The sequence below is a fragment of the Pseudomonas koreensis genome (genome assembly GCF_025447595.1).
Classification (GTDB): Bacteria; Pseudomonadota; Gammaproteobacteria; order Pseudomonadales; family Pseudomonadaceae; genus Aquipseudomonas; species Aquipseudomonas koreensis_H.
The window spans coordinates 31,727-56,611 of the sequence record NZ_JAOEJU010000007.1; the positions used below are offsets into that span (position 1 = coordinate 31,727).

Genomic DNA, 24,885 nt, shown 5'->3' on the forward strand with positions numbered 1-24,885 from the left:
TTGCAAAAACAACAAACCCGGCCAAGTGCCGGGTTTTTTATGCTTTCGCGGTATCCTGCGGGTTCTGATTACGGACGCTTTTCCATGCTGGTGATTTCCAACAACGTGCATCTGCCGGATGCCGAGATCGAACTGACGTACATCCGCGCCCAGGGCGCCGGTGGGCAGAACGTCAACAAGGTCTCCAGCGCCGTGCATCTGCGCTTCGACATTCCGGCCTCGTCGTTGCCCGAGTTCTACAAGGAGCGGCTGCTGGCGTTGCGTGACAGTCGCATCACCGGCGACGGCGTGCTGATCATCAAGGCCCAGCAGTACCGTACGCAGGAACAGAATCGCGCCGATGCGCTGGAGCGTCTGACCGAGCTGATCCTCAGCGCCACCAAGGTCGAGAAGAAGCGCCGGCCGACCAAGCCGACGCTGGGTTCAAAGAAGCGTCGGCTCGAGTCGAAAACCAAGCGCGGCAGCATCAAGGCCGGGCGCGGCAAGGTGGATTTCTAGTCTTCGCGGTACTTTGCCGTGTGGCGGTACAGATAGACGCTCAGTGCCAGGCCGCTCAGCGCGGCGAGGGCGGCGAACAGGAAGATCGAGGCAAAACCGAAGCCCGCCGCAATCGCACCCGCCAGCGGCCCAGTGATGCCCAGCGACAAGTCGATGAACAACGAATAGGCCCCGACTGCCGCGCCACGGCTGGAGGCCGGCACCAGGTTCACCGCTTCCACGCCCAGCGCCGGGAACACCAGCGAAAAACCAAAACCGCTCAGTGCCGCACCGGCCAATGCCCAGTGCGCGTCGGGCGCGAGCCACAACAACAGCAGGCCCAGGGTTTCCACCGACAGGCAGGCAATCGCCACGCGGAAGCCGCCGAGGCGGTTGATCAGGTTGCCGAATAGCAGCCGCGCACCAATGAAGCTGGCACCGAACAGGCTCAGGCACAGCACCGCGTTATCCCAGTGCTGCGTGGCGTAATACAGGGTGATGAAGGTGGCGATGGTGCCGAAACCGATCGAGCCCAGCGCCAGTCCGCAGCCGTGCGGGAAAACGCGACCGAGCACGTGCATGAACGGCAGACGCTCGCCGGCAACGATCGGCGCGGCGGTTTTCGGCCAGGCCAGCAGCAGCCCCAGTGTTGCGAGTAACAGAATGCTCACACCCATGCTCCACAGACCGAAACGGCTGACCAGCCACACACCCAGCGGTGCGCCGACCGCCAGCGCGCCATAACTGGCGATGCCGTTCCACGAGATGACCTTGGCGGTGTTGGCGGCGCCGACGCGGCCGATGCCCCAGCCGATCGAGCCTGAGCCAACGAGGCTTTCCGCACTGCCCAGCACCAGACGGCCGACGAGCAGGCTGATCAGGCTCAGCAACGGCAGATTGGGTGTCCACGCCGAAATCAGCATGAACACACCGCTCAAGCCACAACCGGCCAGGCCAATCATCACCGCACGTTTGCTGCCCTGGTTGTCGATGATCTTGCCGGCATACGGACGGCTGAGCAGGGTGGCCAGGTATTGCACGCTGATCACCAGCCCGGCGATGACCGCGCCGAAGCCTAGGTCGCTGTGCACATAACCGGGCAGCACCGCCAGCGGAATGCCGATGTTCAGGTAGCCGATGAAGGTGAACAGGACGATGGAAACGACTTGCAGCGTGACCGCCAGGGGACGCTGGGGTTCTGGCATAGAGGACGACATGAATTACGATCCACGGGAAGAGCAGAATAGATAGGCTGCTCATGATACCGGTGCGGACGCGTCTGGGGCGGGGAAAAGTAAAACTATTTGGCCGGGGCGACCAATTGCGTGGTGACGAGGGCAGCCAGCGCGTTTTCTTCGCTGCCGAAACGGGCGAGCAGGGCGGCCTGTTTCTCGGGCGAGAGACGGGTCCAGATCTCGATCATCTTCTCGGTGGCACCGATCAGGATCTCGGCCTGTTGTTCGTTAAAGGATTCGTCGGTCATTGCAGGCTCGGTTTCAGGCAGTGTGGAAAGCGCATGTTAGCGCTTTCCACACGGTCTGTACGGCGGGTGTTGCTTACTCTTCGCTGTCGGCCGGACGGCTCTCGGCGGCTTCTTTCGGCTCGGGCTGTTGGGCACCGGCTTGTTGCGTGGTCGTCTGCTCAGTTTCGTGCAGGCTTGGGAAGGGGAGATTCGGAATCTCGTGCATGGTTGCGCTCCTCGCTAAGTCTGTTGATAGATCTGGTAGATCCGCGCTTTCAGAAAGCCTGCGAAGGATACAGCAGGAAAAGTGACAAACAGATTTTTAAATCCATTTGTTTCGACGGGCGGGATTGTCTAGACAAGTGCGACAGGGTGACGCAGGGCAAGTGTGGGAGCGAGCCTGCTCGCGATGAGTGCGTGTCAGTCGACATTTGTGCTGACTGATGCACCGCTATCGCGAGCAGGCTCGCTCCCACGGTTGTGTTTATTTGCAGACGTTGGCGATCGCTTCGGCCAGCAGGTCCAGACGCGTTGCATCAATCCCGGCGACGTTGGCCCGGCCCGAGCTGACCATGTACACGCTGTGATGCTCGCGCAGGTTTTTCACCTGCTCCGGTGACAGGCCGGTGTAGGAGAACATCCCGCGTTGCACGCCAATGTGTGCAAAGCGCTCGCGCAGACCGTGCGGTTCCAGCGCTTCCACCAGGCCGCTGCGCAACTGGGCGATGCGCAGACGCATGGCTTCCACTTCGTCGGCCCAGCGGCGTTTCAGCTCCGGGTCGGCGAGAATCGTGGCGACTACGGCCGCGCCGTGATCCGGTGGCGTCGACCACAGGTTGCGGGCGATGTGCGCCAACTGGCTGCGGATGTCGATGAGCTTGTCAGCGGTTTTCGCGCTGACGATCAACGCACCGGTGCGGTCGCGGTACAGGCCGAAGTTCTTCGAGCAGGAACTGGTGATGAGCAGTTCAGGCAACTCGGCCGCAAACAGCCGGGTCGACCATGCATCCTGCTCCAGACCGTCGCCAAAGCCCTGGTAGGCAGAGTCGATCAGCGGCAGCAGATTACGGCTGCGCACCACATCCAGCACGCGATGCCAGTCGTCGTGACTCAGGTCGAAACCGGTCGGGTTATGGCAGCACGCGTGCAGAAGCACTACATCGCCTTTCGGCACTTCATTGAGCACGGCGAGCATCGCGTCGACGTCGAGGCGGTTGTCGCTGCCGACGTACGGGTAATGGCTGATCTTGACGCCGGCGGCCGCGAAAATCGTTTCGTGGATCGGCCAGGTCGGGTTGCTCAGCCATACGCCTTTGCCTGGCAGGCATTGCGCGATGACGTCCGCCGCCAGACGCAGGGCGCCAGTGCCGCCCGGGGTCTGGGTGGCGCCGGCACGCTGCTGGGTGATCAGCGCCGAATCGGCACCGAGCACCAGCTCGTTGATGACCATGCCGAACAGCGGATTGCCGTGGCCGCCGATGTAGGTCTTGGTGTCCTGGCTCTCGACCAGACGCGCCTCGGCGATTTTCACCGCCTCGGGGATAGGCGTCAGGCCTTGGGCATCCTTGTAGACGCCCACGCCGAGGTCGAACTTGCGCGGATTGGAGTCCTGCGCGTAGGCCTCCATCAGGCCGAGGATCGGGTCGCCGGGCACCCGGCCGATGGCGTCGAAGTGCATTACTTGCGTCCTTCTGCAGTCTTGGCCACTTCGTCAGTGCGCGCGGCCATGATGAAGTCGTTGCGGTGCAGGCCCTTGATCGAGTGGCTCCACCAGGTCACGGTGACTTTGCCCCATTCGGTCAGCAGACCCGGGTGGTGACCTTCGGCCTCGGAGATCTCGCCGACGGCGTTGGTGAAGGCCAGCGCATGTTTGAAGTTTTTGAACAGGAAGACTTTTTCCAGCTGCATGATGCTGTCGCGTACTTCGATGTTCCAGTCAGGGATCTGCTTGATCAGGATCGGCAGCTCTTCATCGCTGACTTGTGGGGCATCGGCACGGCAGGCTTCGCAATGGGCTTGGTTCAAAGTGGACATGGTGGACTTCCTGAAATCTGAAGGTGTTTTTTTATATTGGCGGTCAATGTCGCCACGCTAAACCAAAGTGGCGACGACTGACAGACTCACTTGTAAGCAAAAGTCGCGTGTCACGCGGCTTTTGGTTTTGGCGGAAACTTCGGTGCGTGCAGACCCAGCTGCATGCCTTGTTTGACCATGGCCATGATGTCTTCATGAGCCAGATCGAACAGGCGCTTGAGGTTCGGCAGGACAAAGTACAGCGGTTGCAGAATGTCGATGCGATACGGCGTGCGCATGGCTTCCAGCGGATCGAAGGCCTGATGCTCGGGCTCGTCCGACAGCGAATAAACAGTTTCTTTCGGCGAAGACAGAATGCCGCCGCCGTAGATGCGTTTGCCTTGCGGGGTGTCGACCAGGCCGAACTCGATGGTCATCCAGTACAGGCGCGCCAGGTAAACGCGTTCTTCCTTGGTCGCTTGCAGGCCGAGCTTGCCGTAGGTGTGGGTGAATTCGGCGAACCACGGGTTGGTCAGCAGCGGGCAGTGGCCAAAGATCTCGTGGAAAATGTCCGGCTCTTGCAGGTAGTCCAGTTCTTCACGGGTGCGAATGAACGTGGCCACCGGAAACTGCTTGCTGGCGAGCAATTCGAAAAAGGTCTGGAAGGGGATCAGCGCCGGAACGCGGGCAACCTGCCAACCGGTGGTCTCGCCGAGCACCTTGTTGATCTCGCCCAGTTGCGGAATGCGGTCGTGGGGCAGACCGAGTTTCTCGATACCGTCCAGGTATTCCTGGCACGCGCGACCCTCGATCACTTTCATCTGGCGGGTGATCAGCGTGTTCCACACCGCGTGTTCTTCGGCGGGGTAGTCGATAAAACCTTGCGCATCGGGCTCGCGGGCCACGTATTGCGTCTGCTTCATACTGCTCTCCTGCGAGGGGAATTTCGTTCTTGTTATGTCCTGCGATGGACTGAGAAATACCCCGGAACGTTCGTTGTTGCAGCAGGTTGAAGACCGGTCGAGTAGGAAAAGTCTCTTTAATTCGTAAAATTTTCGTTACGATTCGTGCGATAAGTCGTGTTTGCGGTGACTGTCGGGTTTGAAATGGCCGATGGCTGTCACATAATCTTGACGACTATCTTGCGCGCTGCGCAGAAAATTCCGGCGTCAGACCGCCTCTTCACCTGTTTCGGGCCTTTATATGCGTATCAAAGTCCACTGCCAGAACCGCATCGGCATCCTGCGCGACATTCTCAATCTGCTGGTGGAATACGGGATCAACGTCGCCCGTGGCGAAGTGGGCGGTGAGCATGGCAACGCTATCTATCTGCATTGCCCGAACCTGATCAATATTCAGTTCCAGGCGCTGCGACCCAAGTTTGAAGCGATTGCCGGTGTGTTCGGCGTCAAGCGGGTAGGGCTGATGCCCAGCGAGCGGCGGCACATGGAGTTGAATGCGTTGCTCGGCGCGCTGGAGTTTCCGGTGCTGTCGATCGACATGGGCGGCTCCATCGTCGCCGCCAACCGGGCGGCGGCGCAGTTGCTCGGGGTGCGGGTCGACGAGGTGCCGGGGATTCCATTGTCGCGTTACGCCGAAGATTTCGACCTGCCGGAGCTGGTGCGCGCCAATAAGTCGCGAATCAACGGGATGCGGGTCAAGGTCAAGGGCGACATCTTTCTGGCCGATATTGCGCCGCTGCAATCGGAGCACGACGACAGCGAGGCGATGGCCGGTGCTGTGCTGACCTTGCATCGCGCGGACCGCGTCGGCGAGCGCATTTATAACGTGCGCAAGCAGGAGCTGCGTGGCTTCGACAGCATCTTCCAGAGCTCGAAAGTGATGGCGGCGGTGGTGCGCGAAGCACGGCGCATGGCACCGCTGGATGCGCCACTGCTGATTGAAGGCGAAACCGGCACCGGCAAGGAGTTGCTGGCGCGGGCCTGTCACCTGGCGAGTCCACGCGGCCAGTCACCGCTGATGGCGCTCAACTGCGCGGGACTGCCGGAGTCGATGGCCGAGACCGAACTGTTCGGCTACGGCCCCGGTGCCTTTGAAGGCGCGCGGGCCGAAGGCAAGCTCGGGCTGCTGGAGCTGACGGCGGGTGGCACGCTGTTTCTCGATGGCGTTGGTGAAATGAGCCCGCGCTTGCAGGTGAAACTGCTGCGCTTCCTGCAGGACGGCTGCTTCCGTCGGGTGGGCAGTGATGAAGAGGTTTACCTGGATGTGCGGGTGATCTGCGCCACCCAGGTGGACCTGTCGGAGTTGTGCGCGCGCGGCGAGTTTCGCCAGGATCTGTATCACCGCTTGAATGTGCTGTCGCTGCACATCCCGCCACTGCGCGAATGCCTCGACGGTTTGACGCCGCTGGTGGAGCACTTCCTCGATCAGGCCAGCCGGCAGATCGGCTGCCCGCTACCGAAACTGGCGCCAGCGGCGATGGACCGGCTCAGTCACTACCACTGGCCGGGCAACGTGCGGCAACTGGAGAACGTGTTGTTCCAGGCGGTTTCGCTGTGCGACGGCGGCACGGTCAAGGCCGAGCACATTCGCCTGCCGGATTACGGTGTGCGTCAGCCGCTTGGCGATTTTTCCCTCGAGGGCGGGCTGGACGAAATTGTCGGGCGCTTCGAGAAAGCGGTGCTGGAACGTTTGTATTCCGAGCATCCGAGCAGTCGCCAGCTGGGCAAGCGGCTCGGGGTTTCGCACACCACGATTGCCAACAAGCTGCGTGAGTATGAAGTCGGCAAGAGTGAGTCTTAACCGGTAATTGCATCGCTTCTGATGGCCTCATCGCGAGCAAGCTCGCTCCCACAGTGAAAATGCGATCTCTTGTGGGAGCGAGCCTGCTCGCGAAAGCGGTAATCCCGGCAATCTCTGCGTCAGCCTTTGCCACCTACCGGCATGACACCGCCGGTTTTTCGTCTTCGATACATTTCCCTGATCTCCACAAAATCCCTCAAGTCCTTTGTTTACCGGGCCCTCGGCCGTCAGAAAAAAGTTGGTCTGCAAATTGCTTATGGCTCAGCAGTACAGCGGTGGGCGGCAAACGTCCGGCATGCAGAGGAAAGAGTGTGGACAAGTACCTTTATGTGGCAATGACCGGCGCCAGCCAGAACGCACTGGCGCAAAAGGCTCATGCCAACAACCTGGCGAACATCTCCACCAATGGTTTTCAGCGCGACCTGGAGCAGGCGCGTTCGATGCCGGTGTTCGGTGACAGCTTTCCGGCGCGTGCGTTTGCCATGAGCGAACGGCCCGCCACCGACTTCACGCCGGGCTCGTTGGTGCAGACCGGCCGTGACCTCGACGTCGCCGTGTCGGGCAACGGCTGGATCGCCGTGCAGAACCCTAATGGCGGTGAAAGCTATGTGCGCACCGGCAGCCTCAATATCGACGCCCTCGGTGTGTTGCGTGCCGGCAACGGTATGCCGGTCATGGGCAATGGCGGACCGATCGCCGTGCCGCCGGAGCAGCAGGTGGAAGTCGGTGAAGACGGCACCATCAGTATCCGTGCGATGGGCGAGGGTCCCCGTGTCATGGCCGAAGTCGACCGCATCAAGCTGGTCAATCCGGACATCAAGAACATGAACAAGGGCCTGGACGGTTCGATTTACACCAAGGACGGCCAGCCTGCGCCGGCCGATGCCAACGTCAAGCTGGTGTCGGGTTTCCTGGAGTCGAGCAACGTCAATGCCGTGGAAGAGATGACGTCGGTGCTGGCCCTGGCCAAGCAGTTCGAGTTGCACGTCAAGATGATGAACACCGCCAAAGACGACGACCAGGCCATGGCTCGGGTCTTGCAGATCAGCTAATTATCAGAACGTCGCGCCGTAAAACAGGCGCACGAGGAGAATCGAATGCTTCCGGCTCTATGGGTTGCCAAAACCGGTCTGTCCGCCCAGGACACCAACCTGACCACCATTTCCAACAACCTGGCGAACGTGTCGACCACGGGTTTCAAACGCGACCGCGCCGAGTTCCAGGACCTGCTGTACCAGATCAAGCGTCAGCCAGGCGCCCAGTCGACCCAGGACAGCGAACTGCCGTCGGGTCTGCAAGTGGGTACCGGTGTGCGCATCGTCGGCACCCAGAAAAATTTCACCGCCGGCAGCCTGCAAACCACCGAGCAACCGCTGGACATGGCCATCGACGGCCGCGGTTTCTTCCAGATCCTGCAGCCGGACGGCACCACGTCCTACACCCGTGACGGTACTTTCCACCTCGACTCCAATGGCCAGATCGTCAATGCCAGTGGTTTCGCGCTGGAGCCGGCGATTGTCATCCCGAACAATGCCCAGACCTTCACCGTCGGCCGTGACGGCACTGTGTCGATCACCGTTGCCGGCAACGCCGCTTCACAAGTGATCGGCAACCTGCAAACCGCCGACTTCATCAACCCGGCCGGTCTGCAAGCCGTGGGCAACAACCTGTTCCTGGAGACCGCCGCTTCTGGCGCGCCGCAAGTCGGTACTCCGGGCCTGAACGGTTTCGGCACCACCCTGCAGAACACCCTGGAAACCTCCAACGTCAGCACCGTGGAAGAGATGGTCAACATGATCACCACCCAGCGCGCGTACGAGATGAACTCCAAGGTGATCTCCACCGCCGACCAGATGCTCTCGTTCGTAACGCAGAATCTGTAATCAAGTCCAAGTGGCGGCCATGAGGTCGCCGGCAACACCGTGAGGTAAGGGTCATGAAGCGCTTTGTATCTGTTGTGGCATTGAGCGGGGTCGTCTCGCTCGCGGGCTGCGTCCCTTCGACGCCCAAGCCCAATGACCCTTACTACGCCCCGGTGTTGCCGCGTACGCCGTTGCCGGCGGCCGCCAACAACGGCTCGATCTATCAGGCCGGCTTCGAACAGAACCTGTACAGCGACCGCAAGGCGTTCCGGGTCGGTGACATCATCACCATCACCCTGAACGAGAAGACACAGGCGAGCAAGAACGCCAACTCGCAAGTGGCCAAGAACAGCAAGACCGGCATCGGCCTGACTTCGTTGTTCGGTGGCAGCGCCACCACCAACAGTCCGTTCGGTGACGGTGACCTGAGTCTGAGCGCCAGCTACGAAGGCGACCGTGCAACCAAGGGTGACAGCAAGGCCGCGCAGGGCAACACCCTGACCGGCTCGATCACCGTGACTGTGGCCGACGTGCTGCCCAACGGCATCATCGCCGTGCGCGGCGAGAAGTGGATGACCCTCAACACCGGCGACGAACTGGTGCGGATTGCAGGTCTGGTACGGGCCGATGACATCGCCACCGACAATACCGTGTCCTCGACCCGGGTCGCCGATGCGCGCATCACCTACTCGGGCACCGGTTCGTTCGCCGATGCGAGTCAGCCAGGCTGGTTCGACCGTTTCTTCCTCAGCCCGCTGTTCCCTTTCTAGGTGGCTACGTTGAATTTCAAGAGTCTCATGGTGGCCGCGTTTCTGTTGTCGGCGGCCTTCAATGCACAAGCCGAACGGTTGAAAGACATCGCCAGCATTTCCGGCGTGCGTTCCAACCAGTTGATCGGCTACGGCCTGGTGGTCGGCCTCAACGGCACCGGCGACCAGACCACGCAGACCCCGTTCACCCTGCAGACCTTCAACAACATGCTCTCGCAGTTCGGCATCAAGGTGCCGCCGGGATCGGGTAACGTGCAGCTGAAAAACGTCGCGGCGGTATCGGTCAGTGCCGATCTGCCGGCGTTCGCCAAACCGGGTCAGCAGGTCGATATCACCGTGTCGTCCATCGGTAACTCCAAGAGCCTGCGCGGCGGCACCCTGTTGCTGACCCCGCTCAAGGGTATCGACGGCAACGTCTACGCCATCGCCCAAGGCAACCTGGTGGTTGGCGGTTTCGATGCCGAAGGTCGTGACGGTTCGAAGATCACCGTCAACGTTCCGTCGGCTGGTCGCATCCCTGGCGGTGCTTCGGTCGAGCGTTCGGTGCCGAGCGGTTTCAACCAGGGCAACAGCCTGACGCTGAACCTCAACCGTTCCGACTTCACCACCGCCAAGCGTATCGTCGACAAGATCAACGACATGCTCGGCCCTGGTGTCGCCCAGGCTATCGATGGCGGTTCGATCCGCGTCACCGCGCCGCTCGATCCGAGTCAGCGCGTCGACTACCTGTCGATCCTGGAAAACCTCGAAGTCGATCCGGGTCAGGCCGTGGCGAAAGTCATCATCAACTCGCGTACCGGCACCATCGTCATCGGCCAGAACGTGAAGGTGTCGCCAGCCGCCGTGACCCACGGCAGCCTTACCGTGACCATCACCGAAGACCCGATCGTCAGTCAGCCGGGCCCGCTGTCCAACGGCCAGACCGCCGTGGTGCCGCGCTCGCGTGTGAATGCCGAGCAGGAAGCCAAGCCGATGTTCAAGTTCGGCCCGGGCACCACCCTCGACGAGATCGTTCGTGCGGTGAACCAGGTCGGCGCAGCGCCGGGTGACCTGATGGCCATCCTTGAAGCACTGAAGCAGGCCGGCGCGTTGCAAGCCGACCTGATCGTGATCTGAGGACGGCGACCATGGATATGCGCAAGAGCGGTCTGGTCAGCAGCAGCGATTCGGGGTCGTACTCCGACCTCAATCGCTTGAGTCAGCTGAAGGTCGGCGACAAGAACAGCGACGCGAACATGCGCAAGGTAGCGCAGGAATTCGAATCGCTGTTCCTCGGTGAAATGCTCAAGTCGATGCGTTCGGCCACCGAAGCGCTGGGCCAGGACAATCCGCTCAACACGCCGGCCGCCAAGCAGTATCAGGAAATGTACGACCAGCAACTGGCGGTTTCCCTGTCGCGCGAGGGGGGTGGTATCGGCCTGGCCGACGTGCTGCTTAAGCAGATGTCGAAGAACAAACCGATGGCGCCGGGCGAGGCTGCGGCTGCGTCCGCCGCCAAGCAGCAAGAAGCCCTGGCCAAGGCTGCTGCCGTTGTGACGCCTGTCGCTGCCGGCACCGTGGCCACCAACGGTCCGTTGTCGCGACTCAATGGCGAGCGTCCGTTGTGGGCGTCGCGTTCGGTGCATGCGCCGAACACCGAACTGACTCATCGCAACGACATGGAAATGATCAACCAGCGTCGTCTGGCGTTGCCGCCGAAACTGGCGGATCGCTTGCTCGCAGGTCTGGTGCCTTCGGCCACGCCGGCGGCTGCCACTCAATTGCCGCAACGCGTCACGACCACCGCTGTTACCGGTTCCGGCCCGCTGTACAACGGCGACTGGCTGGACCGCGCCGAGGCGGACAAGGCTTCCGGCGGACAGATGCAGATTTACGGCCGTGCCATGGCGCAGATCCCGCTGGCACCCGCCAAGCGCGCGTTCAGCAACGCCGACCAGTTCGTCAACACCATGCTGCCGATGGCCCAGGAGGCCGCCGCACGCATTGGCGTCGATCCGCGTTATCTGGTGGCTCAGGCCGCGCTGGAAACCGGTTGGGGCAAATCGGTCATGCGCGCCCAGGACGGCAGTAGCAGCCACAACCTGTTCGGCATCAAGGCCAGCAGCAACTGGAAGGGCGATTCGGCCCGGGCGATCACCAGCGAATTCCGCAACGGGCAGATGGTCAAGGAGACGGCCGAGTTCCGTTCCTATGCCTCGTACAAAGACAGTTTCCACGATCTGGTGACTTTGCTGCAGAGCAATAATCGCTATCAAGATGTGCTGAAGTCTGCCGATAACCCAGAACAGTTTGTACGCGAATTGCAGAAGGCCGGTTACGCGACCGACCCGAACTACGCGACAAAGATTTCGCAGATAGCCAAACAGATGACCGTCAATCAGAACTACGCTGCGGCCGGCGTTTCAACGACGCCTTTATAAACATACGGTAAGGTTTGAATCATGAGTTTGCTCAATATCGGGATGTCGGGGTTGGCCGCGAGTTCGTCCTCTCTGGCTGTGACAGGTAACAACATTGCCAACGTCGACACCGCCGGTTATTCACGCCAGCAGACCGTGCAGAACACCAAGTCCTCGATCCAGTATGGCAACGTGTTCATCGGCACCGGTACGACCCTGGCCGACGTGCGCCGGGTGTACAACTCCTATCTCGAAACGCAGTTGCGTACGGCCACTTCGCTCAACAGCGAAGCCGCTGCCTACGGTGCGCAGGCGACAGCGCTGGACGGTTCGTTGTCCGACACCAACACTGGCCTGACTGGCGTGTTGCAGAAATTCTTCACCTCGATGCAGGGCGTCTCGACGTCGGCGACCGATGACACTTCGCGTCAGTCGGTGCTGACCGGTGCCCAGGCGCTGACCAGTCGCTTCAACGCGCTGGCCAAGCAGATGAACGACCAGAACGCCACGCTCAACGGCAATCTGTCCGACATGGCGTCTCAGGTGAACAAGCTGGCGACTTCGATTGCCACGCTGAACCAGAAGATCGGCGAAATTTCCACCAGCGGCGGCCAGCCGAACGATCTGCTCGACAGCCGTAATGAAGCCGTGCGCCAGCTCTCCGAGCTGACCGGTGCGCAGGTCGTCGAGCGTGGCACCAGCTTCGACATCTACATCGGCAGCGGCCAGCCGCTGGTCATCGGCAACACCACCAACACCCTGAGCACCGTGCCGGTAAAAGGTGACCCGTCGCGCATGGGCATCCAGATGGATCGCGGTTCGAGCACCATCGATATCACCTCGGCAATGACCGGCGGCGAAATCGGTGGCCTGCTGACCTATCGCAAGGAAGTCCTCGATCCTGCGCTCAATGAGCTGGGTCGTGTGGCCTTGGTCGTAGCCGACCAGGTCAACCGCCAGCAAGCCCAGGGCATCGACAAGAACGGTGACTTTGGCGCAGCCATTTTCAACAACATCAACAGTGCCGCGCTGATCAGCCAGCGCAGCATTGCCCAGTCCGGTAACAGTGCAGGCTCGGGCAACCTTGATGTCACCATCACGGACACCGGCAAGCTGACCACAAGCGACTATCAGGTCACGTTTACCAGCGCGACCGACTACACGGTCAAGCGCTCCGACGGCACTGACCTGGGTTCGTTCAGCACCACGACCACACCGCCACCGGTGATCGACGGTTTCACTCTGGCCCTTAACGGCGGTGCGCTGAGCGCCGGCGACACCTTCAAGGTGACCCCGACCCGCAACGCAGCGGCGAGCATTCAGACCGTGCTCACCGACCCGAAAAAAATCGCAGCGGCCGCGCCGTTGACCGGTGTCGCCAGTGCCAATAACTCCGGTACTTACACTCAGCCGACGCTGACCGACACCATCGACATCTACAACCCGACGTCCCAGGCCGAGTTGCAGAATGCGTTGAAATATTCGACGCCGGTCAAACTGGTGTTCGGTGCAACGACCAGCGGTAGTCAGACTTACAACATGGTCGACTCCAAAGGTTTCACGATCGGCTCCGGCGTTATCGTTCCAGGCCAGGCCAACACCCTGAACCTCAAGATCGGCATGGTCGATTCCGCCGGTAATGCGGTGATGGACACCTCCGTCATCCCGAACGTGCAAAAGACCTTCACCGTGCAGACCACTGTGGGTGCGACGCCGAAGTCTGGCGAAACCTTCACCATCAACCTGACCGGCGCGGCGTCTTCGGACAACCGCAACGCCCAGGCGCTGGTCGGCCTGCAAACCAAACAGACAGTGGACACCGGCACCGCAAGCAAGGGCATCAGCCTGACCGACGCCTACAACAAGCTGGTGACCAACGTCGGCACCAAGGCCGCCCAGAGCAAGTCAGACAGCGCCGCCACCACGGTGATCCTGGATCAGGCTCAGGGCGCACGGGATTCGTTGTCTCAGGTTAACCTGGATGAAGAAACCGGCAACCTGGTCAAGTTTCAGCAGTACTACACAGCGTCTTCGCAGATCATCAAGGCTGCGCAGGAAACCTTCGCCACGCTGATCAACAGCCTTTAAGGAGCCGTAATTCATGCGCATTTCCACCGCCCAGTATTACGCGACGCAAGCTGCCCAATATCAGCGCAACTACAGCAAGGCTGTCGCGACCGCGAACGAAGCCAGCAGCCTGCAGCGCATCAACACCGCCGCCGACGATCCGATCGGTGCCGGTCGTTTGCTCAGGCTGGGTCAGCAGGCTGCGATGCTCGATCAGTATCAAGGCAACATCGACACCACCAAGAGTGCGCTGACCGTTCAGGAATCCACACTGAACTCCATCACCACCGCTTTGCAGCGCGCGAAGGAAATCGGTCTGGCCGCCAACAACGGCATCGCCACCGACGCGGACCGCAAGGCCTATGCGGCGGAACTGAGCCAGATCCAGCAGCAGGTGCTGGGCTTGATGAACTCCAAGGACGCCAACGGCAACTACCTGTTCGCCGGTTCGAAGACCGATACCGCGCCGTACTCGCAGAACGCCGACGGCACTTACACCTACAACGGCGACCAGACCCAGATCAACCTGGGCATTGGCGACGGCATGTCGGTCGCGACCAACACCACCGGTTGGGATGCGTTCCAGCAGACCATCAACACCAGCCGCACCCAGACCACAATGACGGCTCCGGCCGTTGATGACGGTCGCGTGGTGCTGACCAACGGTACGGTCGGCACCGCTGCCACCTATAACGCCAAGTTTGCGGCCGGTCAGCCTTACACCGTGGACTTCATCAGCAGCACTCAGCTGAAGATCACCGATGCCCTGGGCAACGACGTGACTGCCGAAGCCAGCCAGAACGGTCTGATCAGCAACAGCAACGGCGCGAACCAGACCGTCAGCTTCCGTGGCGTCGACATGAAGTTGAACATCAACCTCAAGACCGGCGACACCAACCCGGACGCGGTCATTGCCGGCCACAGCTTCCAGCTGTCGGCTTCGCCGGACTCGTTCACCACTTCGCGCAGCCCGGGCAATCCGTCGACTGCGGTCATCACCGGTTCAAGCGTGACCAACCAGGCAGCCTACGACGCGGCCTTTCCGTCGGGCGGCGGCGCAGTCCTGAAGTTCACCAGCGCCACCGCGTTCGACCTGTACGCGGCGCCTGTCACTGCCGACAGCAAGCCGATTTCGTCGGGCACCGTGGCCGGTGGTAACGCTACCGCTGCGGGCGTGACCTTCGCCATCGGCGGCACGCCGGCGGCGGGTGACCAGTTCTCGATCCAGTCCAACAACCACCAGACCCAGAACGTGCTCGACACCCTGGGCCAGATGGTCACGGCGCTGAATACCCCGATCGACGGTGATCCGGTGGCCAAGCAGAAATTCCAGGGTGCCATGGAATCCGGTCTCGGCAACATCGACAGCGCCGCCAACCAGATCGGTAGCGCGGTGACGTCCATCGGTGCCCGCGGTCAGTCGCTGGAAGATCAGAACACGACCAACCAGAGTCTGCAGCTGGCAAACTCCACCACCCAGGGCACGATCCGTGACTCGGATCCGGCCGAAGTGATGACCCGCCTGACCTTGCAGCAGACCATGCTGCAGGCCTCGCAACTGGCGTTCAGCAAAATCTCTCAGTTGGGCCTGTTCAACAAGATCTGATCCTGAACGGGCGCGCAAGCGCCCGTTTGTTCTGACCGCTCTGTATCAATCGTCTTTTTTTGCGGTTTCAAAGGGCTCGCTGTTCCGGGCGGGTTCCCGCCGCTTGCGAGTCCGCCGTGAATTCACTTCCCCTTGTCAGCCTCGTCATCCCTGCCTTCAATCCGCGTTTTTTCGAACGCGCCTTGAACAGCGCCGTGAGCCAGAATTACGGCAATCTCGAAATCATTGTGTGCGATGACAGTCGCGGCAACGAGATCCAGGACATCACAGCGTCAGTGAGCGAGCAGACAGGCGTGGCCGTACGCTACGTGCGCAATCCACGGACACTGGGGCTGGTCGACAATCTCAAGGTCTGTCTTGAGCAGGCGCAGGGCGAATTCATCAAGTTCCTGTGCGATGACGATCTGCTCTATTCGGCTTGCATCGAGCAGCAGGTTCATGAAATGCGGCATGCCGAAGTCAGCCTGGTGGTGGCTCAGCGGCTGCTCTGGGATGCCAACGACATCATTCTTCCGGCGCGTATTGAAAACACTCCGTTGTCGCCAGTCAGTGCACTGCTCAAGGGTGACGATGTCCTGGGCATCTTTGAAAAATTCCCGGTCAACGTTCTCGGTGGATTCAGCAGTGCGCTGATGCGTCGTGCCGACGTTGTCGAGCTTTTGCCGGCGTTGACCGAGGAGGGTGCCTGCTTCGTCGCGACGCTGGATTTTGCCCTGTATGTCTGCCTGCTGCGGCGTGGCAATCTGGCGGTTTCCAACAACGTACTCAGCGCCGAACGTCTCTACCCGGAACGTTTGAGTGCGCAACAACCGATGAAGGATGCGGCAGAAGTCGAGCGCGAATGGATTTCGCAAATGCTCAAGGCACGCAGTGGTGAGTCGGCGCCTGCGCCGGGGTGGGTGCGTTATGTTCCGTTGACCGGTGTCGAACAGTCGCCCCGGGTGTGGCAAGAGTTGCCCCTGAGCCGAACCCTTGGCTCCAAACAGAGCCGTCAGGAGTGGGGCGTAGGCGTCAACAGCTTCAGCTTCGGCGAACTCTACGCGCAGTGGCTGGCATGCCGGGTGCTCACCGAGCAGCAACGCAACTGGTTGCCGGAAACGCTTGCCAGCTGGCCGCAGCAGCCACGGATTGTGCCGATCATCATTGACCGGCAGGGCAGTCGCGATGGTCTGGAGCGCACACTGGAGGCGCTTGCTGGCCAGGATTACCCGCCAGAGCTGATCCTGGTGCTGTCCGTTTCGTGTAACGAGGCGACCCTCGACGGGCGCGTGTTCCACATGCCGTTGCAGGATGACGGGCTGGAGCAGATCAACACACTGCTGCCGCAGCTCGAAGGCGCCGACTGGTTCTATCTGTTGCAGCCAGGCGATTGCCTGGTGGCGCCGGCGTTGTTGGTCATGGCTGACCGGATCGCGCACAGCCAGACCCTGACCTGTCTTTACAGTGACGAGGGTAGCCTGCGCACCGGCGAATCGGCGGAGCCTGCGTTCAAGCCGGATTTCAACCTCGACCTCATGCGCAGTTATCCCTACGTCGGGCGCGCCCTGGCGTTCAAGCGCGAGCGCTTTCTGGCACTCGGCGGTTTTGCACCGGCGTTTGCCGAGCTGGCGCCCCATGATGCGCTGTGGCGGATGGTCGAGAGCGACGGCCTGCACGTCGTGGGACACATTGCCGAAGTGCTGCTGGAGTCCAAATTCGATCTTTCCCAATGGCTCACCGAGCCAGGTGTCGTGGAGCAAAGTCCACGAATTCTTGAAGCGCATCTGCATCGGCTGGGGGTTGCCCATGGCATCCGCCATGGCGGCAGCCAGCTGCTGAGCCGCGTGGATTATCACCATGCCCGACGCCCGTTGGTGTCGGTGGTCATTGTCACTCAGGACCAGACTGCTGCCGTGCAGCGCTGTGTTGAAACGCTGCTGGAAAAGACCGCTTATACCGAGTACGAATTGCTGTTGGTCGACAACGGCAGCGAAAGCGCCGAAGCGCGGGCATGGCTCGACGGCATGGCACAACTGGGCAGCGACCGGATCCGCGTGCTGAGCTATCCGCAACAGGGTAATGCTGCCGCCGTGCACAATTTTGCGGTCAGCCAGGCGCGTGGCGAGTACGTGTTGCTGCTCAACGCCTTTGCGGTGATTACCCAGGCCGACTGGCTCGATGAACTGCTCAACCATGCGCAGCGTCCGGAAGTCGGGGTGGTCGGTGCAAAGCTATTCAATCCGGATGGCGGGGTGTTGCACGCTGGCCTGATTCTCGGTTTGAACGGGCCGGTCGGGCTGCCGTTCTATGGTCAGCCCATGCAGTCGGACGGGTACATGTTCCGCTTGCAGGCGGTTCATGACCTGAGCGCTGTCGGCGGCGATTGCCTGATGATTCGCAAATCGGTTTTCGATGCTGCAGGCGGGCTCGACGAGCAAGATCTGAAGCAGTCGTTGAACGTCGTTGACCTGTGCTTGCGAGTTGGCCGAGAAGGCTACCTGGTGGTGATGAATCCCCATGCCGTGCTGGCGGTGGGCGCGCGCCCAAGCGTTGCGGCGACGGCGGAAGACGAAGCGCTGCTCGCCGAGGAGAGGGACACCTTCTACCAGCGCTGGTTGCCGACCATCGCACGCGACCCGGCCTACAACACCAACCTGACGCTACAGGGTGTCGGCGCCACCAACTTCAGCCTCGAGCCTGGATTGCGCACCGGCTGGAGTGCCTTTTCCAGGGCGCAGTTGCCGAATGTGCTGGTAGTGCCGATCAACGCCTCTGCCATCGGGCACTACCGCATGAGTCAGCCGATGATCGAGCTGCAGGCGGCCAACAGAGTCGAGGGGCGCATTTGCTACGGCTTGCCGTCGATCATCGATATCGAGCGTCAGTCGCCTGATGTGATCGTGTTGCAAGGGCGCTATTCGGAACACGCCATCGACGAAATCCCGCCGCTGAAAAAGTATTTCAATGCGCGGCGCATCTTCGAGCTCGATGACTACGTCATCGACGTTCCCCATCGCAATGCGCACATCCGCAACATGCCGAGCAAGCAGGACATGGAGCGTATGGTGCGACGCGCCATTGGTCTGTGTGATCGAGTGGTCGTGTCGACCCAGCCATTGGCTAACGTGCTGTCGGACATGCATCACGACATTCGTGTCGTACCGAACATGCTGTCCAAGGACTTGTGGAGTCACTTGCGCAGTCAGCGCCGTACCTCGAAAAAACCGCGCGTCGGTTGGGGTGGCGGCACCAGTCACCACGGCGATCTGGCCGTCATCGCCGATGTGGTGCGCGAGCTGGCCGACGAAGTCGACTGGGTATTCTTCGGCATGTGCCCGGACGATCTGCTTCCGTACATGCATGAATTCCACGGCGTGATCGATCTGGAGATCTACCCGGCGAAACTGGCCAGCCTGAACCTTGACCTGGCCCTGGCGCCGCTGGAATTCCACGTATTCAACGACTGCAAAAGCAACCTGCGGCTGTTGGAATACGGTGCCTGCGGTTATCCGGTGATCTGCACGGACACCGAAGCGTATCGCGGTTATCTGCCGTGTACCCGGATCAAGACCAACAGCACGGACGAGTGGCTGCAGGCGATCCGCATGCACCTGGCCGACCCGGATGCCAGCTACCGTATGGGTGACGATTTGCGCGAGGTGGTCCTGCGTGACTACGTGCTGCGCGGCGATAACCTGCGGTATTGGGAGTATGGCTGGCTGGCGGACTGAACCGCGCGACAACCGAAAAAAGGCGACCTGAAGGTCGCTTTTTTTTCGGCTGTGAAATGCGTATTTACATTAAATGCCGAAGGATTTGCGCGCGGATTAAAGCTTTGGAATTTTGCTGTCGATATCAACGTATTCCGCGATTTATCAGTGTGCTGTGGCGGGGTTTGATCGCCACGCAAGCAGGGACCGATTCATAACAAGGCAAGGAAGAAGTAATGGCAGTCATAAACGGAACAAACGGCGCGGATACGCTGACCGGTACCAGTGGGGATGACGAAATCAATGGCCTGGCCGGCAATGATCTGATCAAGGGGAGTGCCGGGGCAGACAGGATCGATGGTGGTACCGGGACCGATACGGTGGACTATTCGGCATCGGCTGAAGCGATCAACATCGACATCCGCTCTAATGCTGTCGGCCTTGCGGGCACTGGCGGCGACGCTCAGGGCGACACCCTGTTCGGCATCGAAAAGGTGATCGGCACCGCGTTCAACGACACTTTCAATCTCGATACGGCCACTGCAACGTTCGAAGGCGGAGCGGGGGATGATGTCTACGTCCTCAACGGCAGCGGCGGCACGGTCATCGAACAGGCGGGAGGAGGTAACGATGAAGTGCGCAGCAACTTCGCCCAGATCTACCTGGCCGCCAACGTCGAGCGCCTGACCTACACCGGCACCGCGGCATTCACCGGTTGGGGCAATGCCAGTGACAACGTTATTACCGGTGGTGTCGGTAACGACCTGTTGTATGGGGGCGCGGGCGCCGATCAATTTATCGGTGGCGCCGGCGTCGATACCGTCAGCTACGGCGACAGTACTGTCGGCGTCAGCATCAACCTGAAAACCGGTGTCAACAGCGGCATCGCGGCGGGCGATACCTACACCGGCATTGAGCGAATCCTTGGCTCGAACGGCAACGATACCTTTGTCGCCGACAGTCGGGTGTTTGCCTTTGACGGCGGTGGCGGAGCGGCAGACGTGGTGGATTATTCGACCTCCGCCGAAGCGATCAACATCGACATCCGCTCTAATGCTGTCGGCCTTGCGGGCATTGGCGGCGACGCTCAGGGCGACACCCTGTTCGGCATCGAAAAGGTTATCGGCACCGCGTTCAACGACACCTTCAATCTCGATACGGCCACTGCAACGTTCGAAGGCGGAGCGGGGGATGATGTCTACGTCCTCAACGGCAGCGGCGGCACGGTCATCGAACAGGCGGGAGGCGGTAACGATGAAGTGCGCAGCAACTTCGGCCAGATTTACCTGAGCGCCAACGTCGAGCGACTGACCTATACCGGCAACGCTTCATTCATCGGCTGGGGCAATGCCAGCGACAACATTATTACCGGGGGTGCCGGCAACGACACGTTCTATGGCGGCGCAGGTGCCGATCAATTTATCGGTGGTGCCGGGTTTGACACTGTCAGCTACGGTGACACGACTGTTGGCGTCACCATCAACCTGAAAACCGGCGTCAACTCCGGCATCGCGGCGGGCGATACCTATACCGGCATTGAGCGAATCCTTGGCTCGAACGGCAACGATACCTTCGTCGCCGACAGTCGTGTGTTTGCCTTTGACGGCGGTGGCGGAGCGGCAGACGTGGTGGATTATTCGACGTCCGCCGAAGCGATCAACATCGACATCCGCTCTAATGCTGTCGGCCTTGCGGGCATTGGCGGCGACGCTCAGGGCGACACCCTGTTCGGCATCGAAAAGGTTATCGGCACCGCGTTCAACGACACCTTCAATCTCGATACGGCCACTGCAACGTTCGAAGGCGGAGCGGGGGATGATGTCTACGTCCTCAACGGCAGCGGCGGCACGGTCATCGAACAGGCGGGAGGCGGTAACGATGAAGTGCGCAGCAACTTCGGCCAGATTTACCTGAACGCCAACGTCGAGCGCCTGACCTATACCGGCACCGCGGCATTCACCGGTTGGGGCAATGCCAGCGACAACGTCATTACAGGGGGCATTGGCAATGACACCCTGTATGGCGGCGCAGGTGCCGATCAGTTCATCGGTGGTGCGGGTATCGACACGGTCGGCTACGAAGACAGCCCGCTCGGTGTGGGTGTGACCATCAACCTGAAGACCGGGGTCAATTCCGGAATCGCTGCCGGGGATACCTACAACGGCATCGAAAGAATCCTTGGCTCGAAAGGCAGCGACACCTTTGTCGCCGACAGTCGGGTCATGGCTTTTGACGGTTATAAGGATACCGCCGTCGATACTGTGGATTATTCGACCTCCGCCGAGGCAATCAACGTCGATATCCGTAGTACCGGTCCGGGACGTGCAGGTATCGGCGGCGATGCAGAGGGTGACACCCTGCAGAACATCGACAAGGTGATCGGCACCGCGTTCAACGACACCTTCAATCTCGATACGGCCACTGCAACGTTCGAAGGCGGAGCGGGGGATGATGTCTACGTCCTCAACGGCAGCGGCGGCACGGTCATCGAACAGGCGGGAGGCGGTAACGATGAAGTGCGCAGCAACTTCGGCCAGATTTACCTGAGCGCCAACGTCGAGCGACTGACCTATACCGGCAACGCTTCATTCATCGGCTGGGGCAATGCCAGCGACAACATTATTACCGGGGGTGCCGGCAACGACACGTTCTATGGCGGCGCAGGTGCCGATCAATTTATCGGTGGTGCCGGGTTTGACACTGTCAGCTACGGTGACACGACTGTTGGCGTCACCATCAACCTGAAAACCGGGGTTCACACCGGTATCGCAGCAGGGGATACCTACAGCAGCATTGAGGCTTTGACCGGCACGATAGCCAATGACATTTTTATCGCTGACAGCGCAGCCATGGCCTTTGACGGGGTGGCGGGCATGGACATGGTCAGCTACGAGCAATCCGATAGCGCTGTGACCATCGATTTAAAAACCAAGGTCAATGCGGGTGACGCGGCCGGCGATACCTACACCGGAATCGAGTTTTTCCAGGGCAGCAGCTTCAACGACACCCTGTCCGGAACGGCATTCGGTGACAACTTCATCGGTGGCTCCGGAGCGGACCTGATCGATGGGCGTGAAGGGCATGACACCGCCTGGTACATCAACAGCAAGGCCGCTGTGAACATCAATCTGCAGACCAACGTCAACGAAGGCGCCGATGCTCAAGGTGATGTGCTGCTCAATATCGAGCGAGTGATCGGCAGTCAATTCAACGATACGTTGACCGGAAGTTCGTCCGTCGATTTTCTTGAGGGCAACACGGGGAACGACGTGATTTATGGCGGCGACGGGGCCGACTTCATCTATGGAGGCCTGGTTTCTCTGGCCGGGCCGTTAGCCAGTTCGGCAGCCAATGCAGGGGCTCAGTCCGATACGCTCTATGGCGGCAATGACAACGACACGATTCTCACTGCGGCCAACGACACCGGTAGCCGTGCATATGGAGAAGCGGGCGATGACACCATCACCGTGGTCCATGGCATCGCCGATGGTGGTGAAGGCAATGACACGTTGATAGGTACGGGTCTGGGTTTCTCGCTGTTTGGCGGCGAGGGCAAGGACAGTCTGATATTGCAGTCCATCGGTTCGGCCTTCGGTGGTGAAGGTGACGATATCTACACCATCAACACTTGGGCATTGGTCACCCTCCAGGACGATGGCACCAGCCGTGGCGACAAGATTGTGCTGTCGAACATTCGCGCTTCGGAACTGCAAGTCGACCGCGTCGGCGACGACCTCTATCTGCACCGTTACAGCGTTTCAGCCGGACAGACGCCGGACGAGGGCGTGCGCCTGAAGGACTGGTTTGCCGGTTCCGACACCATAGAGCAGATCCTGACAGCCGATAATCAGACCATCAATCTGCCGGCCAACAGTGATGCGTTCGCGATGTTTGGCTGACCACTGAATCGCACAACTGCAATCGCGCCCTGCGGTTGCAGCTGTTCAGGGGAATGCAATCCGGTCCGCAAGGGCCGGTTTTCAGATTCAACAACACAAGGAAGAGACAAATGGCAATCGTGAATGGAACGAGTGAAGCGGATGTCCTGATTGGCACCCAGGACAATGACGAACTCTATGGAATGGAGTCGGATGATCAACTGTTGGCCAGCGGGGGATCGGACGTACTGGACGGCGGTGAAGGGTTTGATACGGCGACCTATTACGGCATGAGTTCGGGAGTCGGTGTCGAGGTTGGCGCTGGCGCTGTTACGGTCACTGGGGCCGATGGCAAGGTCGACACGCTGGTTTCGGTGGAGAAGGTGGTCGGCAGTTTCTACAACGACACCTTTACCGCTTCCGTGGGTGGCGTGACGCTGGACGGCAGTGTTGGTGATGACGTGTACAACGTCAGCGCCGAAGGCGTGACCCTGATTGAAGAAAACAACGGTGGCTACGACGAACTGCGCACCAGCCTGAACACCATCAAGATGGACCCGTTCATCGAGAAGCTCACCTTTACCGGTACCGGCGATTTCAAAGGTTACGGCAATGCCAGTGACAACGAGATCATCGGCGGCGCGGGTAACGACTGGCTGTGGGGTGGCGCCGGCGCTGATCACTTCGTGGGTGGCGAAGGCTTCGATACTGTCAGCTATTCCGACAGCCTCGAGGGTGTGAGAGTCCTGGACTTCGAGAACTACGACGCATTGACCATCGCCGCTGGCGACACCTTCACCGGCATCGAGGCGATTCAGGGATCGAGTTTCGATGACGTGGTGTATCTGCTCGATAACGCCATGATCGTGGATGGCGCCGATGGCTACGACACCGTGAGCTACCGCCACTCCTGGGATGGCGTCAAGATCGGCATTGGTCAGCACGCAGGTCCGGATGTCACGTTGCTGAACGTCGAGAAAGTCATCGGCACATCGTTCGCTGACCAATTCACCGCCAACGTCGCGGGCGTGACGCTGGAAGGTGGGATGGGCGACGATGTGTACACCATCAACAGCACCGGTGTAAGCATCGTCGAGACAGACTTCTTTGGTGGCATCGACCATGTGTACACCAGCCTGTCGTCGCTGCACATGGACCCCTTCATTGAAAAAATGACGTATACCGGCACCGCAGACTTCACGGGCTACGGCAATGACGGGGACAACGTCATCGTTTCGGGCGCCGGCAATGACGTCCTGTTCGGCGGCGCGGGTGCCGATCGCTTCGAAGGCGGAGCGGGTGTCGACACCGTCAGCTACGAAGACAGCACTGAGGGGTTGAGCGTCTCCCTCGGCTGGGGCCCGCAGAGCGGTATCGCCCTCTACGACATGTACATCGACATCGAAAACCTGCGTGGCAGCCATTTCAATGATGTGCTGCAAGGTGATTGGGGCGACAACATTCTGGAAGGCGGGGCTGGCGACGATTTCATTCAGGGTGGCGGGGGGGCGGACATTCTTTATGGTGGCCTGGCATCCGGTCTGGATGGCGAGGCACCGCAGAACGATACGCTGATTGGTGGCGATGGCGATGACACCTATGTGGTGAATGCCCCCGGCCTGGTAGCCATTCAGGATTTGGCCAGCAGCTTCAACGACACCCTGATCATGAACACCATTGCCAACCTCAGTCAGTTGAGCGTCACGCGGGTCGGCGACGATGCCTACCTGCACGGCGCCAATGACGGCAGCAGTGGTGTTCCGGCCAATGGCGTGAAACTGGTGGACTGGTATGTGGGTGGTTACAACAACATCGAGCATCTGCAGACCGCTGACGGCCAGGTCTACGAACTGCCGGCCACGATCGATGGATTCGCGATGTTTGGCTGATCTGTCCGAT

Annotated in this window: 18 protein-coding genes; 12 read left to right on the forward strand and 6 right to left on the reverse strand. The window is 60.5% G+C overall.

Annotated elements, in window-relative coordinates; all coding sequences use genetic code 11:
- Positions 1 to 84 precede the first annotated feature (84 nt).
- Positions 85 to 498, forward strand: coding sequence for an alternative ribosome rescue aminoacyl-tRNA hydrolase ArfB (gene arfB, locus N8H71_RS11365; protein WP_011333010.1), 414 nt, complete (start codon positions 85 to 87; stop codon positions 496 to 498).
- Here arfB and N8H71_RS11370 read toward each other — a convergent pair.
- From N8H71_RS11370 to phhA, 6 genes are all read right to left on the reverse strand, one after another.
- Positions 495 to 1,682: an MFS transporter gene (locus N8H71_RS11370; protein WP_262194164.1), complete on the reverse strand. Its 1,188-nt coding sequence runs from the start codon at positions 1,680 to 1,682 to the stop codon at positions 495 to 497. The genes arfB and N8H71_RS11370 overlap by 4 nt on opposite strands.
- A 95-nt stretch (positions 1,683 to 1,777) precedes the next feature.
- A complete protein-coding gene (locus N8H71_RS11375; protein ID WP_262194059.1) occupies positions 1,778 to 1,960 on the reverse strand; it encodes a hypothetical protein in 183 nt (60 codons plus the stop codon).
- Between the two features lie 73 nt (positions 1,961 to 2,033).
- Complete coding sequence (locus tag N8H71_RS11380) at positions 2,034 to 2,165, reverse strand: hypothetical protein (protein ID WP_007958347.1); 132 nt, start codon at positions 2,163 to 2,165, stop codon at positions 2,034 to 2,036.
- 258 nt (positions 2,166 to 2,423) lie between these two features.
- A complete protein-coding gene (locus tag N8H71_RS11385; protein WP_262194060.1) occupies positions 2,424 to 3,617 on the reverse strand; it encodes an amino acid aminotransferase in 1,194 nt (397 codons plus the stop codon).
- A complete protein-coding gene (locus N8H71_RS11390; RefSeq protein ID WP_003222798.1) occupies positions 3,617 to 3,973 on the reverse strand; it encodes a 4a-hydroxytetrahydrobiopterin dehydratase in 357 nt (118 codons plus the stop codon). Before N8H71_RS11390 ends, N8H71_RS11385 begins: the two co-directional genes overlap by 1 nt.
- Before the next feature lie 110 nt (positions 3,974 to 4,083).
- A complete protein-coding gene (gene phhA, locus N8H71_RS11395) occupies positions 4,084 to 4,875 on the reverse strand; it encodes a phenylalanine 4-monooxygenase (protein WP_039765515.1) in 792 nt (263 codons plus the stop codon).
- A 280-nt stretch (positions 4,876 to 5,155) separates the two neighbouring features.
- On the opposite strand from phhA, the gene N8H71_RS11400 reads away from it, so the two are divergent.
- From N8H71_RS11400 to N8H71_RS11450, 11 genes are all read left to right on the forward strand, one after another.
- Entirely contained in the window at positions 5,156 to 6,715 is a 1,560-nt protein-coding gene (locus N8H71_RS11400) for a sigma-54-dependent transcriptional regulator (protein ID WP_262194061.1), read from the forward strand.
- Positions 6,716 to 7,026: 311 nt separating this feature from the next.
- Positions 7,027 to 7,767, forward strand: coding sequence for a flagellar basal body rod protein FlgF (locus N8H71_RS11405; RefSeq protein ID WP_007958343.1), 741 nt, complete (start codon positions 7,027 to 7,029; stop codon positions 7,765 to 7,767).
- A 45-nt stretch (positions 7,768 to 7,812) separates the two neighbouring features.
- On the forward strand, positions 7,813 to 8,598 hold the full coding sequence (gene flgG / locus N8H71_RS11410; protein ID WP_007958342.1) for a flagellar basal-body rod protein FlgG: 786 nt from the start codon (positions 7,813 to 7,815) through the stop codon (positions 8,596 to 8,598).
- Positions 8,599 to 8,651: 53 nt separating this feature from the next.
- Positions 8,652 to 9,347 carry a flagellar basal body L-ring protein FlgH gene (gene flgH, locus N8H71_RS11415; RefSeq protein WP_262194062.1) on the forward strand — a complete coding sequence of 232 codons (696 nt, stop codon included), beginning with the start codon at positions 8,652 to 8,654 and terminating at the stop codon, positions 9,345 to 9,347.
- A gap of 27 nt (positions 9,348 to 9,374) precedes the next feature.
- Complete coding sequence (locus tag N8H71_RS11420; protein WP_039765528.1) at positions 9,375 to 10,463, forward strand: flagellar basal body P-ring protein FlgI; 1,089 nt, start codon at positions 9,375 to 9,377, stop codon at positions 10,461 to 10,463.
- A gap of 11 nt (positions 10,464 to 10,474) precedes the next feature.
- Entirely contained in the window at positions 10,475 to 11,767 is a 1,293-nt protein-coding gene (flgJ, locus tag N8H71_RS11425; RefSeq protein ID WP_262194063.1) for a flagellar assembly peptidoglycan hydrolase FlgJ, read from the forward strand.
- Positions 11,768 to 11,788: 21 nt separating this feature from the next.
- Positions 11,789 to 13,834: a flagellar hook-associated protein FlgK gene (flgK, locus tag N8H71_RS11430; protein WP_262194064.1), complete on the forward strand. Its 2,046-nt coding sequence runs from the start codon at positions 11,789 to 11,791 to the stop codon at positions 13,832 to 13,834.
- 13 nt (positions 13,835 to 13,847) lie between these two features.
- Positions 13,848 to 15,419, forward strand: coding sequence for a flagellar hook-associated protein 3 (locus tag N8H71_RS11435; RefSeq protein ID WP_262194065.1), 1,572 nt, complete (start codon positions 13,848 to 13,850; stop codon positions 15,417 to 15,419).
- A 116-nt stretch (positions 15,420 to 15,535) separates the two neighbouring features.
- On the forward strand, positions 15,536 to 19,129 hold the full coding sequence (locus N8H71_RS11440) for a glycosyltransferase (RefSeq protein WP_262194067.1): 3,594 nt from the start codon (positions 15,536 to 15,538) through the stop codon (positions 19,127 to 19,129).
- A gap of 215 nt (positions 19,130 to 19,344) precedes the next feature.
- Positions 19,345 to 23,007: a beta strand repeat-containing protein gene (locus tag N8H71_RS11445; protein WP_262194068.1), complete on the forward strand. Its 3,663-nt coding sequence runs from the start codon at positions 19,345 to 19,347 to the stop codon at positions 23,005 to 23,007.
- Positions 23,008 to 23,117: 110 nt separating this feature from the next.
- Positions 23,118 to 24,875 (forward strand): calcium-binding protein, encoded by a 1,758-nt coding sequence (locus tag N8H71_RS11450; protein WP_262194070.1) that lies wholly within the window; start codon positions 23,118 to 23,120, stop codon positions 24,873 to 24,875.
- Positions 24,876 to 24,885: the final 10 nt, after the last annotated feature.